Origin of the sequence: Streptomyces sp. NPDC002838 (assembly GCF_040295365.1) — a bacterium.
Lineage (GTDB): Bacteria > Actinomycetota > Actinomycetes > Streptomycetales > Streptomycetaceae > Streptomyces.
In genome coordinates this window covers 1-13,639 of the sequence record NZ_JBEOVF010000090.1, presented here as the reverse complement: position 1 = coordinate 13,639, position 13,639 = coordinate 1, and the positions used below count along the sequence as shown (strand labels likewise).

Genomic DNA, 13,639 nt, shown 5'->3' with positions numbered 1-13,639 from the left:
AGCCGGTGACCGCTGGTGCGGCGACTGCGCGGACGCTTGATGCCTGGCACCGGAAACTACATCAGCGTCCTGCGTCTGCTGAAACCTCGCAGAAGAAGTTGAGTGACCGGGTTGTCCTACGTAGACCGGGCGTTGGTCGCTCCCCACGCCGTAACTTTCTTCGAGGTTTTCAGGTCGATCGTCGATCACGGTCGTGGCGATTGTGGCGAGGATCCTGGGACGCCTGATGTCGGGCCGGGTGCTTCAGCAGGTCGATCGTCGTTTTCGAACAGGGTGCGCATGTCGCAGGATCGTGGCCGCTGACGTCCGTGACGACGGTTCAGCTGTTGGTCAGGCTGCGGCCGGTCCGGCCGGCGGGGCGAGTTCCCTGCGGATGACGGGGGCGATCTCGGTGGCGAGAAGCTCGATCGAGTCCTGGACCATCCCGGCGGGCATGCCGCCGAAATCGACCTGGCCGATGTAACGGTCGATGCCGAGCACTTCGCGTTCGGCGAGGATCTTGTCGATGATCTCCTGGGGACTGCCGACCATCAGCGCGCCGAACGATACCGCTGCGGCGTCGAAATCGGCGCGTCCGATGTGAAAGCCGCGTCCGGTGGGCGGCTTGGGGCGGACGTATTCCTTGTAGAAGGGGAAGACGTCGTCGCGTGCGCCCTGGGAGGTGCGGCCGACGAAGAAGTGGCCGGATCTGCCGAGCCGCAGCCGGTCGGCGGGGTGGCCGGCTGCGGTGCCGACCGCGCGGTAGTGCTCGACGAGGGGGCGGGCACGTCGGATGTCCCCGCCGATGAGGCCGAGCACCATGGGCAGGCCGAGGCGTCCGGCGCGTTCCACGCTGGAGGGGGTGCCGCCCACGCCGAGCCACAGCGGCAACTGCGGCTGCTGGGGCGGGGGCTGGACGGACAGGCCGTCCATGGCCGGGCGGAACCGTCCGCGCCAGGTGACGTGTTCGGGGTTCTCACGGATGGTGAGCAGCAGCCGCAGTTTCTCCGCGAACACGTCGTCGTAGTCCTCGAGGTCCACGCCGAACAGGCGGAACGCCTCGACGAACGCACTGCGCCCGGCGATGATCTCGGTGCGGCCGTCGCTGATCAGGTCGAGGGAGGCGAAGTCCTGGTGCAGCCGGACCGGATCGGCGGTGGAGAGCACCGACACGGCACTGGCCAGCCGGATACGGCTGGTGGCCTGGGCGATCGCGGCCAGCGGGACGGCGGGGTTGGCGACTGCGAAGTCCCAGCTGTGGTGCTCGCCGAGACCGAAGACGTCCAGGCCGGCCTGGTCGGCGGCGATGGCGTAGGAGACGATCTCGCGGGTGCGGCGCCCCGGGTCGTGCAGTTTTCCTGTGGCGGGGTCGGTCTGCAGGTCGGACAGGGAGATGATGCCCAGTTCCACGGTCGTCTCCGGTAGGGGGACAGGGGTTGGGAGGGAGCGGCCCGGCCGGCGTGGTCGCGGGCCGGGCCGCTGTGAAGGTGCGGGGGGCCGGGTGGTCAGAAGGAGTAGGGCCCGAACCGGCCCCACATGATGACCGCGGCGACGATGAGCAGGATCGCGTTGAACCCGATGGCCTGCGGCTCCTTGCGGCGGGCGTGGAGGCCCATGGCCAGGACCATGATCACAGCCAGGCCGGCGGCGGCCAGCGGGGTGAGCACGGTGGCGATGTCGAAGGCGCCCGGCAGGATCAGCCCGAGGCCGCCGGCGAGTTCGGCGACGCCGATCAGACGCACCACGGGTGTCGAGACGTCACTGACCCACGGCAGCTGGGACATGAGCTTTTCGCGGGGCTGGGTGGACTTGGTGACGCCGGCGGCGGCGAACAGCGCGGCGAGGACGCCCTGCAGGATCCACAGGAACACGTTCATCGGAGCGGAGACCTTCTTCTTCGGATCCGCCGCGGCGGGGATCGCCGCGGCGCATGAGGATGGAGCGGATCAGGATTCAACGGGGGAGAACTGGGAGGCGTCAGACGGTGAAGACGCGCTCGGCTTCGTCGCGCTGGGTGTGCAGGTCCCAGTAGAGAGGGGCGATGTCCTCGGCCTCGGCGGTCGGGATTTCGGGAGGGCCGCCCGCGCCGATCCACACGCCGATGGCGACGTGCGCGGCCTGGATACCGGTGCCGTCCAGCTCCTTGTGCAGGTTGAGCGCCCAGTTGCGCAGCGCCGCCTGGGCAGGGTTGACGTTGCCGAGCATCGGGATGGGGTCGACCGAGCCGGCGCCGTTGGTGAAGAGCAGGGTGCCCGTGCCGGCCTCACGCATCGCGGGCAGGACGGCCTGGGTGGCGGTGATGGCGCTGTAGAGCAGGAAGTCGATCCATCCCTGTACATCGGAGGGGCTGGTCTGGGACGGGGAGGTGAGGGTCATGGAGCTTATGGAGCCGTTGCCCGGAGAGGGGGAGTGCTCCAGGACGTCGATGCCGCCGAAGCGGGTGGCGGCGTCCTTGAGGGCCTGGGTCAGCGCGTCGTGGTCGAGCACGTCCGCCGGGAACGCGGCGGCGGTGATGCCCTCGGCGGTGAGCCGGGCGACGAGGTCGTCGAGCTTGGCGCGGTTGCGGGCGATGAGTGCGACGTCGTAGCCGCGCGAGCCGAAGGTGCGGGCGATGGCGAGGCCCATTCCGGGGCCGGCTCCGACGATGGCGATGCTGGGCATGGTGAAGTCCTTTCGTGGGGGAGGGGCTGGGGTACGGACTGGTCAGGCGACGGTGATGGCGATCTTGCCGACGGTGCCGGCGCCGAACGCGGCGAACGCCTCGGGGGCACGCTCCAGGTCGAACTCGGCGGTCACCGACACCTTGAGGGCGCCGGAGGCGACCTGCCCGGCGAGAGTGGACAGGGTGTCGGCGGTCGGGTTGGACCGGATCATGGCGGTGTGCAGCTTGCGGTCCTCCGAGGCTTCGGGGACGGTGAGGGCGGAGGCGACGGCGCCGCCGTCGCGGGTGAGCGCGGTGAGCTCGGCCAGGTCGCCGGCGAGGTGCAGCACCGCGTCCACGCCGCCGGGGGCGATCGCCCGGACCTGCGCGGTCACGTCCTGGGTGTAGTCGATGACGGTCACCTCGGCGTCCGTCAGCGCCGAGACGAAGCCGCTCTCGGAACCCGACTTGGCCGTGGCGATCACCCTCGCGCCCCGGGCCGCGGCCAGCTGTACGGCGATGGCACCCACGCCGCCGGTGGCACCGGAGATCAGCACCGTGCTGCCCTCCAGCGGGCCGAGCAGGGCGAGACCGTCGAAGGCGGCGGTGCCCGCCAGCCCGAGCGCGCCGGCGTCACGCACCAAGACCCCGTCGGGCCGGCGGGCGATGCCGACGGCAGCGGGAACGGCGACGTACTGCGCCATCGAACCGGTGCCCAGGTATGCCTTGGCGTCCACGCCGAACACGGCGTCGCCGACCGCGAAACCCTCGACACCCTCACCGACCGCCTCGACGGTGCCGGCGAAGTCCTTGCCGGGGATCAGCGGGAAGCGGTGCTCCATCATGCCCTGCAGGTATCCGGCCACCGTGCCCAGGTCGAACCCGTTCACCGAGGACGCGGCCACCTTCACCAGCACCTCACCGGCCTCCGGGCGGGGCACCTCCACCTCGGTCACCTCGGGGCTGCCGGGTACCTGCGCCAATGTCACAGCGCGCACTGATCATCAACTCCTTGGCATCGATTCGCCCGATTCGGAAAGGGGCATCCGATTCGTTTTCCGGAAAGGGCTGTCCGGTTCAGCGGTGTCTACGATAGCACTGAAACTGGATGGGTCATTCCGATTCGGTAGACTGAGTGTCATGAACCTTGGCGCCCAATCCAGCGATGACCCTGCCGCACAACCTCTCCGCAGCGACGCCGAGCGCAACCGCGCACGGATACTCGCCGCCGCGCGCACGGTGTTCAGGCGTGACGGCCTGCATGCCTCCATGGCTTCCGTGGCCCGCGAGGCGGGGGTGGGCATCGCCACTCTGTTCCGCCGGTTCCCGACAAAGGAGGAACTGGTAGCCGCGGTCTTCGCCGACCGTATGGACGCCTACGTCGACGCGGTCGGCGTCGCCCTCGACGACCCCGATCCCTGGCGCGGTCTCGCGGGGTTCATCGAAACGGGCTGCGCGATGCAGGCCGGCGATTACGGCTTCGCCGACGTGCTGACCATGACCTTCCCCACAGCCAAGGCTCTGGAGGAGCGCCGAGACCAGGCGTACGAGGGAGTCGTCCAGCTCATCGGCCGCGCCAAGGCCGCAGGACGTCTGCGTGAGGACTTCACCCCCGAGGACCTGGTGCTGGCGTACATGGCCAATGCCGGCGTCGTCAACGCCACCGGCGACACTGCTCCCGACGCCTGGAAACGCGTCGTCGCCCTGATGCTCCAGTCCTTCGAAGCCCCCGCCCGCGGCCCCCTGCCCGACTCGCCCGAGCCCCGCGCCCTCTACAGGGCCATGCTCCGGGCCGGTCAGGCGTGCTCTGCCTCGCCGGAACCCGGGAGGAAGGACTGAAAGGTCACGTGCGGCCGGATGCGCATCAGTGGCTCGGTCCGGTGGCCGGCACCGTCGGTCCGAGGCGCCCAGGCCGACAGCTAAGGCATCTATGAAGCTCACGGGATGACTGGCAGCGCAGGTACGACTGATCTTCCGGGAGGATGATGACGCCGCCCGCCGGCCTCGCGCTGCTCGGTTACCGCTTGAGCTGAGGCAGCAGCTGTCTTGCTCTGATGTCAGGGCCTCTCGCTGGGGTACCGCAGCATCGCCTGCTCGGGAGCACGGGCCGTGACGATACGGCTGGATCGGCTCCCCTCGCTACGAGGGAAGGGGAGCCAGGCATGGAGAACAACAGTCAGACCGACAGGGCCCCACTGGTGGCGATGCTCATTGCGCGTGCCGCCGTGAACTGAGGCTGATCTGGAAACGCATGTACGCGGCGGTTTCACTTCCGTACAGGTCATTCGTACATGCGTGGGTGCCTCTTTGTCGGGCGTGGTGCGCGTGCGGGGCGCACCCGTAGGGGGAGTTCTGGAGGTGCGCCCTTGGGCTATGACTGCGGCTGCCGACGGCAGGCCCGTGGGAAGAAGGGCATCCTCTTCACGACCGCGGTCGACAAGCTTAACGAGGTTGGGCGCCGGGCTCTGTTCCCGGTGGTCGGGGAGAAGACGCTGCTCGAGCTGGTGGCTGAGGCGAAGACGAACGAGAAGGTCTTAAAGGCCAAGGTCCACACCACCCTGCGCTCCTCGTACAGCTCGTACTACCGGCAGATGCTGCCTCCGCTGCTGAACACGCTGGGCTTCAGGTGCAACAACACCGCCTACCGGCCGGTGATGGACGCGATGAAGCTACTGAAGAAATACGCCGATGTCGACGGCGAGACCCGCTTCTACGACGCCGGCGACGAAGTGCCCTTGGACGGCGGGGTGCGCAAGGACTGGCGCGAGGCGGTCGTTGGCGACAAGGGCAATGTCGAGCGCATCCCCTATGAGCTGTGCGTTCTGGTCGCGCTGCGGGACGCCGTACGGCGCCGCGAGATCCACGTCGAGGGCGCCGCGCGCTGGCGTAACCCGGAGGACGACCTGCCCGGCGACTTCGAGGCCATTCGTGCCGTGCACCACGCCGCGATCCGGCAGCCGCTGAACCCGAGGGCGTTCATCGCGGACCTGAGGAAGCGCATGGCCGCGGGCCTGGACCAGCTGTCCCGCGCGCTCGCGGACGGCTCGGCAGGCGGGGTGAAGGTCACCACCCGCAAGGGCGAGCCGTGGATCACGGTTCCGAAGCTGGAGCCGCTGGCCGAGCCCACCGGCCTGGCGGTCCTCAAAGAGGAGGTCGCACGCCGCCCGAGGAGTTCTCCTCAGTGGCCGCGGACGAGCGCATCGAGCGTGACGTCCTCCAGCGCCGTCTGCTGCTGGCCCTCTTCGCTCTGGGCACGAACATGGGTATCCGGGCGATCGTGGCGACCGGCGAGCACGGCGAGAGCGAGGCTGCGCTGTGGCACATGCGCCGGCACTTCATCACCGTCGACAAGTCTCCGGGCCGCCGTCACCAGGCTGGTGAACGCCACCTTCGCCGCCCGCGACACCGCATGGTGGTGGGGCGGCGGCACCGCGTGCGCGTCGGACTCGAAGAAGTTCGGGTCCTGGTCCTCGAACTTCATGACCGAGTACCACGCCCGCTATGGCGGCAACGGCGTGATGATCTACTGGCACGTCGAGCGGAAGAACGTCTGCATCTACTCCCAGCTCAAGAGCTGCTCGTCGTCCGAGGTGGCGGCAATGATCGGGGGCTTGCTGCGGCACTGCAGCGACGCCGAGATCGAGTCGAACTACGTCGACACCCACGGCGCCTCGGTCGTCGGTTCGCCTTCACCGAACTGCTGAACTACCGCCTGCTGCCGAGGCTGAAGAACATCGGCAGCATCCGCCTGTACCGCCCGGGCGACACCCCGCCCGGCTGGCCGGCGCTCGGCGCCTCGCCGACGAGGCCGATCCGCTGGGAGCTGATCGAGCAGCAGTACGACCAGATGGTGCAGTACGCGACTGCGCTCCGGCTCGGAACGGCGGAGGCGGAGCAGGTGCTGCGGCGCTTCACCCGAGGGCCCAAGCACCCCATCTACCAGGCACTCGAAGAACTCGGCCGGGCCGTGCGCACGATCTTTGCCTGCGACTATCTGGCCAGTCCCGGCCTGCGCCGCGAGATCCACGGCGGGCTCCAGGTTGTGGAGAACTGGAACAGCGCGAACACCGTGCTCCACTACGGCAAGGACGGCGCCCTGACCGGCCCCGACAAAGAGCACGCCGAGACGTCGATGCTCGCCCTGCACCTGCTCCAGTCCGCGCTCGTGCACCTCAACACCCTGCTGGTGCAGCAGGTCCTGGCCGAACCGGCGTGGGCATCGAAGCTGAGCGACGAGGACCGGCGCGGTCTGACCGCGCTGTACTGGTCGAACGTCAACCCGTACGGCACGTTCCGCCTCGACATGGACAAGCGCCTCGATCTGAGGTCGGCCATCGCCGCGCCCCGCCCTCGCACACCGACGCATCAGGCCGCCCGATCAACCTCGAAGTCACGCTGAGGGACTTCCAGGACCCGGCCGACTTGGGAACCATCGGCGAGCCACCCCCGGCTGATCGGAATGTCCGGGAGTGGCCAGGCGGCAGCCGCGTTCTGTTGCATGGCCGACGGTGTGCCTACTTGTCGGTTATGAATGGTGCGCGGCCGATCTGGGAGGAGTCGGTGAGCTGCTGGAGGAAGTACGCGGCGGCGTTGGCCCGAGAGAGGCGCAGTCCTCCCTTGTCGCCGACCTTGCGGACGTTGATGGAGGCGGTCTTCGGGCCGTTGGAGAGCCAGGGGATACGGACGATGGTCCACTTCAGTCCGGACTCGCGCACGATGTCGCCGATGGTCACGATGGTGTTGTACGCGTCCGGCGCGAACTTCTTGACGGCGGTGGCTGTGAGGCCGACCTTGAACTCCTTGCTGTCGGCCGGGTCGGGGATGCTGGGCGTGCCCAGCGCCACCAGCCGCTCGACGCCGTGTTCGTGCATGGCCGCGACGATGTGGCGGTAGCCGGTGACCAGCGGCGGGGCGTCGGCCTTTTTGGTGGTCGGACCGAGCGTGCTGAGGACGGCGTCGCTGCCGCGTACCGCCTCGGCGATGGCTGCGGCGTCGTCGAGCTGTCCCTGGACGGCGGTGAGCCGCTCGTGCGTGGGCAGTTTCGAGGGGGTGCGGGCGTAGGCGGTGACCTCGTGGTCCTCGGCCAGGGCCTGGTTGATCAGGAGTAGGCCGGTGGGGCCGGTTCCGCCAAAGACGGTGACGCGCATGGGGGTCATTCCTTCACAGCGTGGAGAGGTTGGTTCGGAGGATCGGTGGTGTTGACCGCGTGACGTGCCAGTGCGGCGGTGCCGCCCGGGACCGCGGACGGCGTCGTGGACTCGGATGCCGTATCCGCCGTGGCGGTGGCGCGCCGGTGGCGCGGGATGAAGGAGGCCAGGGCGAAGGCGAGGAGGCCGGCGCCGACGCCGACGGCCATGACCGTCTTGAAGCCGTTCTCCGACGGCAGGGCGACGGAGCCGAAGTTCGTGGTCATCTGGGAGAGGATCACGGCGGCGACGGCACTGGCGAACGACGTACCGATGGCACGCATGAGGGTGTTGAGACTGTTCGCGGCACCCGTCTCGGATGCGGGCACGGCGCCCATGACCAGAGCCGGCATGGCGCCGAAGGTGAAGCCGACGCCGGCGCCGATGATGCAGGACACCAGCACGAAGTGCCAGACCGCGTTCATGAGCACAATGTTCAGCCCGTAGCCTGCGGCCACGATCAGAGCGCCGATCATCAGGGTCGTCTTCGGGCCCCTGGCCCTGGTGACGCGGCCGGACACCGGAGCCGTGGCCATCATCACCAGGCCCATCGGCGCCATGACCAGGCCCGCGGTGAGCAGCGACTTGCCCAGACCGTAACCGGTCGCCGCGGGCAGCTGCAGGAACTGCGGCATTATCAGTATTGTCATGTACAGGCTAAATCCGACGGTGATCGAGGCGACGTTGGTGAACAGCACCTGGCGGCGTGCGCTGGTGCGCAGGTCCACCAGCGGCTCCTTGACGCGCAGCTCGAACAGACCCCACAACAGCAGCACCACGACGGCCGCGGCGAACAGGCCGAGGGTGGTGCCGCTGGTCCAGCCCCAGCCGGCACCCTTGGAGACGGCGAGGAGCAGGCAGACCAGGCCGGCCGCCATGCCGATGGCTCCGACGAGGTCGAAGCGTCCGCCGGAACGCACCTTCGACTCCGGTACGAACACCAGCACCAGGACGGCGGCGAGGGCGCCTGCGGCGCCCGAGGCCCAGAACAGCGTGTGCCAGTCGAGGTTGTCCGCGATGGCCGCGGCGGCGGGCAGGCCGAGGGCAGCGCCCACGCCTTGAGATGCGCTCATCAACGCGGTGGCGGAGTCGAGTCGCTCCGGGGGCAGTTCGTCGCGCATGATGCTGATGCCGAGCGGGACGACGCCGGCGGCCAGCCCCTGCAGCGCTCGGCCGACGACCATCGGGGCCAGTGTGTCGCTGAGGGCGGCGGTGACCGAGCCCGCCACCAGCAGGACCAGGCTGACCAGGAGCATGCGGCGTTTGCCGATCATGTCTCCGAGTCGGCCCGTCACAGGGGTGGCCACGGCGGCCGCGAGCAGCGTGGCGGTGATGGCCCAGGAACTGTTCGACGGCGAGGCTCCCAGGAGCTTCGGAAGGTCCGGGACGATCGGGATCACCAGGGACTGCATCAGCGAGAACACGATCCCGCCGAAGGCCAGGGCCGCCACGACGGCATTGGCCCTCGGTGCTGTGGCCCTCCCATCGTCACCGGTCCGGGGAGAGGCGTGGGACATGGTCGAGCCTCCGTGAGTACAAGAGGTGCTAGGCGATAGGGGGGTGGTGCGATAGGGAAGCCTTGCGGCTTTCACGAACGCTCCGGATGTGGTCCCGAGCACGCCGGGGCCTGGTTCGTTGCCGCGCATCCCGTCGACACCATGGAGGAGAAGAGGTGCCAGGAGTCGCTCCACCCCCTCGCGCTCGGCGGGGAGGTGACCGCCGCCTTCGCCGCCGGTGAACCGGATCTGACCGAAGCCGGCGGGACCGTGCCGTCTCGAGCCCCGGGAGCCGGATATCGTGGGCCGCCGAGCATGCCGCTACGTCGAGAATGTCGAGCTCGCGGCCGATTCGGCTGGTCTATCGACCCGTGCCGTGTCCTACAGGTCGGTCGGCCAAAGGCCATCGGGGGGAAGCTGACTCCCGCCGTCGACTTCGAGGATCTTGCCGGTTACGTAAGCGCCCGCAGGTGAGACGAGGTAGAGAACCGTCGCGGCGATGTGCTCGGGGTCGCCCATGCGCCGCAGCGGGATCGCACTCTCCAGCTTTTCGATGATCTCGGGGGTGCTCGCACCGTCCAGCGCCGACGTCGCGATCGAGCCCGGCTCGATCGCGTTGACCCGGATCCGGGGTGCCAGATCCAGCGCGGCAAGGCGCGTGTAGTGGGAGAGCGCGGCCTTCGCGGTGCCGTAAGCGGCCCAGCCGCGTCCCGCGACACGGCCGACGAGCGATGAGATGTTGACGATCGCCCCGCCCCCGGCTTCGAGCATGAAGGGCACCGCCGCAGTGGTGAGGGCGTGCGCGCCCACACGTTGAAACGGAAGGATTCCTCAAGGAAGTCAGTGGTGGTCTCCAGCAGTGGGCGCGGGTGGGTCCCGCCGACGTTGTTGACCACGATGTCGAGTCGGCCGAAGACCTCCACCGCCGCATGTGCCAGGTCTGCCGCCGCTTGCGGATCGCTGAGAGGTCGGCGGGCACGACGTGGGCCTTGCGGCCGGCCTTCGCCACCCGCGCGGCCACCTCGGTCAGATCCTCTCCCGTGCGCGAGGTGATGACCACGTCGGCACCTGCTTCGGCGAGCGTCACCGCCGTCGCGGCGCCGATGCCCCGGCCGGACCCGGTTATCACGGCGACTTTGTCCTTGATCTGGAAAAGGTTGCTTGTCATGCCGGGACCGTAGCATTGCTCGGCCGGTAAGTGTTAGTCGCCTTTCACTTATTTGGCTATCAGGCCAGGGTGGAACCGGGTGGGTGATCGAGGAAGCGGGCCCAGGCGCGACACGGCGAGGGTGGAAGGGCGTACTACTGTGCAGTCATGGCGACGGACGGACGGACCTTGAGGGCGGACGCTGCTCGTAACTACCAGCGGATCGTCGGTGTCGCGGTCACGGCGTTCGAGGAACTCGGGCCGGAGGTGACCCTTGAGGAGATCGCTCGGCGCGCGGATGTGAGTGTGATGACGGTCTACCGGCGTTTTCGAGCGCGCGACCAGTTGGTTCGGGCTGTCCTGGACTACGTCCTCACCACAGAGATCCAGCCCATGACAGTGGCACACACCGACGATCCTTGGCGAGGTCTCGTCGACGTGCTGGAGGCCAGCATCGATGTGCTGGCTCGACGGCAGGTCATCCTCTCCATCGCCCGGGAGTCCGACGCGTTCGATGTCGAGGGCGTGCGCCACTACCTGTCCTCCCTTGAACGGTTGCTGCGCCGCGCCGTCGAAGCGGGAGTGGTGCGACCGGAACTGGAGGTTCGTGATCTGGCGGCGGTCATTGTCATGGTTCTGGCCACGGTGCGTCCGAGCGATCCCGATGGCGCGGACCGCAGACGCAATCTCGCCCTGGTCGTCGAAGGGTTGCGCGTCTCGCCGGCCACCCTGCCCCCATCATCTCGGCAGGCCCCTGGGTCTGCTGTCTGCGGGCAGTGACAGGGAGCCCGATTTCCGTGTGGGCACGGCAGGCGTTCGGCCTCCGTCGAATGTCGCGGTGCTGACTTGCCTCGGCGCCACGGGTGAGCTCACCTCGGCTCGATCGCCTTTCGTGTCCTTGGAAACCGTACGTTGTGACGGATGTCCGGGCCGGGGTGGAAGGAGGCTGGTGATCAAGGGCGCTATGGGGATTGCCCCCATCGTGTGCGGCAGCCGGAACTCCTCGAAGACGACCTGCGGAACACGGCCCGCGCTGGTCGCTGCGATCGCCAACGGCACGCCGAATGAGGCACTCGTGGATCGCTTCACGGGGTGACGTGCCGGTGTCGCGACACCGACACGTCTCTCGAGCGGCGCTCGGCGGGCCACGCTGCCCGTCACGCCGCTCCTGTGCTGGTACACCCATCGGGTGTCGTGCTGCGAGGGGACGCCGACGGGTCGGTTCCGCAGGTCTTCGAGCGCTTGCAGGCGGTGTTGGCGAGCGTCACGGCACAGGGCAGTCACCTATGCGCGGCGTCACGCGGTGTGCCGTCGCGGAGAACCGTCTTTCACCCAGTGCAGTCGCGAGCACCGTCGAGTCGGAGCATGGCGCGGTACAACTCGTCCTTGCTCAACGGCGGTTGGGGAAGCGGATGCGCCCGCTCGGCGCGGAATCCGTCGAGCAGCAGGTGCAAGAAGCGGCGCCAAGTCCCCGGTGCGACGTCCTGAGTGGCTTCGGTGACGCTGCCGTTGGCCCAGATCACGAAGGTGAGATCTTCGGGCGTGATGTCGGAGCGGAGCGTTCCCTGCTCCTGTGCGCGCTCCACGATGCGGACGGCGAGTTCATAGATACGTGACTGCGCCCCCGCCAGACGCGCCGTCTCCGGCAGCCGAATGGCAGCCAGGTCCTGGAATCCCCTGTCCCCGGCCTGGAGTTCACACATCCTCTCGAGGAAGAGGCACAGCCCCTCCCACGCGTCGTCCATGGCCACGGCCTTCTCTGCGGCCTCCCGCCAGGCCTCGATCTTGTCGGCGAACACCGCCTGCACGAGGTGGAGGCGTGTGGGGAAATGGCGGTACAGCGTGCCGATGGCCAGGCCCGCTCGCTTGGCCACCTGCTCCAACGAGGCTTCCATGCCCTGCTCGGCCAGACATGCGCGAGCCGCCGAGAGCAGGGCGTCCCGGTTGCGCTGCGCGTCACGCCGCAGAGGACGGCCCGTCGCGGCTTCGCCGCATGCTCGATGAGTGGACATACCTGAGAGGATACCCAACGTGAGGCAGTCCTCATGTTTGCTGCTACGATGGGCAACATGAGGGGCTCCTCGACTTGTATGGTCGGGAGTGCATGTCGCCAGTCGCATACGCAGTCCGGACCAGCGTCCTCCCGCGCAGGTCCTGCCGGCGACGACGTCTCGCGACCGGCCCAGCCGTGGCCGGGAAAGAGTCGAAGGACCGCCGGCGTTTCTGTGGGCCCAGCGGATGGCGGCCTCCTCGAATCTGCCCCTGCGTGATCGAGCCTGGCCCACTCGCACCCTTCGAAGCTCTGCCCCAGCGACCTACTACCCAGCTCTGTTGACTTACCAGGAGACATGACCCATGACGAAGACTCTCGGAATCATCGGCGCCGGCGCGATCGGCAGCATTCTGGCCCGCCACGCCGTCGACGCCGGCCTGAATGTGGTCCTGAGCAACTCACGGGACCCGGAGACCCTCAGCGACCTCGTCAGCGAACTCGGCTCCCGTGCCCGCGCGGCTACCCCGGCCGAGGCCGCCCAGGCCGGCGACCTGGTCGTGGCCACCATTCCGCTGGTCGCCTATGACAAGCTGCCTGCTGCCGCCCTGGCGGGCAAGACCGTGATCGATACGATGAACTACTACCCCGACCGCGACGGCCAGATCAGCGAGCTGGACTCCGGCGAGTTGACCTCCAGCGCCCTGGTGCAGCGCCACCTGGCCGACTCCCATGTGGTCAAGGCGTGCAACAACATTTCCTTCCGCTGCCTGCTCACCCTTGCCCGTCCCTCTGGGGCGCCCGATCGCAGTGCGCTGCCCATCGCCGGTGACGAGCCGAGCGCCAAGGCCGAGGTAACCGAACTGCTGGACACCCTCGGCTTCGACACGGTGGACATTGGCACTCTGAACGAGAGCTGGCGCAGCGAACCCAACACCCCGGTCTACGTGTACCCGTACTTCCCGGGTCTGCCGCCGTTCGGAACCGGTCAGGAAGAGGTCATGCGCTGGGTCCGCGAGACTTCCGGAGCCCCGGTGCCCGCACACAAGGTGAAGGAACTGACCGTCGGCGCAGTCCGGGGCCCGGTAGGCGGCCGTTTCTCCTACTAGTACTGCAACGGTGCTTGCCGTGACTGGTGGCCAGGTTGGTCGTTGGTGTGCTTGTGGGTGGGGACCTTGCTGATGTCAGGTTGTGGGCGAG

Annotated in this window: 13 protein-coding genes and 1 pseudogene; 5 read left to right on the top strand and 9 right to left on the bottom strand. The window is 68.4% G+C overall.

The genetic code is table 11. The features are described from left to right. Positions 1-330: 330 nt before the first annotated feature. The 4 genes from ABT063_RS49185 to ABT063_RS49170 form a co-directional block, all read right to left on the bottom strand. A complete protein-coding gene (locus ABT063_RS49185) occupies positions 331-1,389 on the bottom strand; it encodes an LLM class flavin-dependent oxidoreductase (protein ID WP_351068288.1) in 1,059 nt (352 codons plus the stop codon). 95 nt (positions 1,390-1,484) lie between these two features. Then, the gene (locus ABT063_RS49180) at positions 1,485-1,856 is read right to left on the bottom strand and encodes a DoxX family protein (protein WP_351068286.1); all 372 of its coding nucleotides are present in this window, start codon (positions 1,854-1,856) and stop codon (positions 1,485-1,487) included. Between the two features lie 100 nt (positions 1,857-1,956). Then, entirely contained in the window at positions 1,957-2,640 is a 684-nt protein-coding gene (locus tag ABT063_RS49175) for an SDR family NAD(P)-dependent oxidoreductase (RefSeq protein WP_351068283.1), read from the bottom strand. A 42-nt stretch (positions 2,641-2,682) separates the two neighbouring features. After that, positions 2,683-3,618: an NADP-dependent oxidoreductase gene (locus tag ABT063_RS49170; RefSeq protein ID WP_351068282.1), complete on the bottom strand. Its 936-nt coding sequence runs from the start codon at positions 3,616-3,618 to the stop codon at positions 2,683-2,685. Between the two features lie 142 nt (positions 3,619-3,760). Between ABT063_RS49170 and ABT063_RS49165 the strand changes: the two genes are divergently transcribed. The 3 genes from ABT063_RS49165 to ABT063_RS49155 all read left to right on the top strand — a co-directional run bounded on the left by ABT063_RS49165 (position 3,761) and on the right by ABT063_RS49155 (position 7,019). Further along, a complete protein-coding gene (locus tag ABT063_RS49165) occupies positions 3,761-4,459 on the top strand; it encodes a TetR/AcrR family transcriptional regulator (protein WP_351068280.1) in 699 nt (232 codons plus the stop codon). 527 nt (positions 4,460-4,986) lie between these two features. After that, positions 4,987-6,324, top strand: a complete 1,338-nt coding sequence (locus tag ABT063_RS49160) for a Tn3 family transposase (RefSeq protein ID WP_351068278.1) — start codon at positions 4,987-4,989, stop codon at positions 6,322-6,324. Continuing rightward, a complete protein-coding gene (locus ABT063_RS49155; RefSeq protein WP_351068314.1) occupies positions 6,243-7,019 on the top strand; it encodes a Tn3 family transposase in 777 nt (258 codons plus the stop codon). The genes ABT063_RS49160 and ABT063_RS49155 overlap by 82 nt, the downstream gene beginning before the upstream one ends. A gap of 115 nt (positions 7,020-7,134) precedes the next feature. Here ABT063_RS49155 and ABT063_RS49150 read toward each other — a convergent pair whose 3' ends face one another. The 4 genes and pseudogenes from ABT063_RS49150 to ABT063_RS49135 all read right to left on the bottom strand — a co-directional run. After that, entirely contained in the window at positions 7,135-7,767 is a 633-nt protein-coding gene (locus ABT063_RS49150) for an NAD(P)-dependent oxidoreductase (protein WP_189943813.1), read from the bottom strand. A 5-nt stretch (positions 7,768-7,772) separates the two neighbouring features. Continuing rightward, a complete protein-coding gene (locus ABT063_RS49145) occupies positions 7,773-9,323 on the bottom strand; it encodes an MFS transporter (RefSeq protein ID WP_351068277.1) in 1,551 nt (516 codons plus the stop codon). 360 nt (positions 9,324-9,683) lie between these two features. Continuing rightward, the gene (locus ABT063_RS49140; protein WP_351068275.1) at positions 9,684-10,112 is read right to left on the bottom strand and encodes an SDR family oxidoreductase; all 429 of its coding nucleotides are present in this window, start codon (positions 10,110-10,112) and stop codon (positions 9,684-9,686) included. A gap of 151 nt (positions 10,113-10,263) precedes the next feature. Then, positions 10,264-10,470 (bottom strand): annotated as a pseudogene (locus tag ABT063_RS49135) (SDR family NAD(P)-dependent oxidoreductase); the annotation flags it as partial. Positions 10,471-10,617: 147 nt separating this feature from the next. Here ABT063_RS49135 and ABT063_RS49130 point away from each other — a divergent pair. Beyond that, complete coding sequence (locus tag ABT063_RS49130; protein ID WP_351068273.1) at positions 10,618-11,229, top strand: TetR/AcrR family transcriptional regulator; 612 nt, start codon at positions 10,618-10,620, stop codon at positions 11,227-11,229. 548 nt (positions 11,230-11,777) lie between these two features. Here ABT063_RS49130 and ABT063_RS49125 read toward each other — a convergent pair. Beyond that, positions 11,778-12,461 (bottom strand): TetR/AcrR family transcriptional regulator, encoded by a 684-nt coding sequence (locus ABT063_RS49125; RefSeq protein WP_351068270.1) that lies wholly within the window; start codon positions 12,459-12,461, stop codon positions 11,778-11,780. A 343-nt stretch (positions 12,462-12,804) separates the two neighbouring features. Here ABT063_RS49125 and ABT063_RS49120 point away from each other — a divergent pair, with 343 nt between their 5' ends. After that, positions 12,805-13,548, top strand: a complete 744-nt coding sequence (locus ABT063_RS49120) for an NADPH-dependent F420 reductase (protein WP_351068267.1) — start codon at positions 12,805-12,807, stop codon at positions 13,546-13,548. The last annotated feature ends 91 nt before the right edge of the window (positions 13,549-13,639 follow it).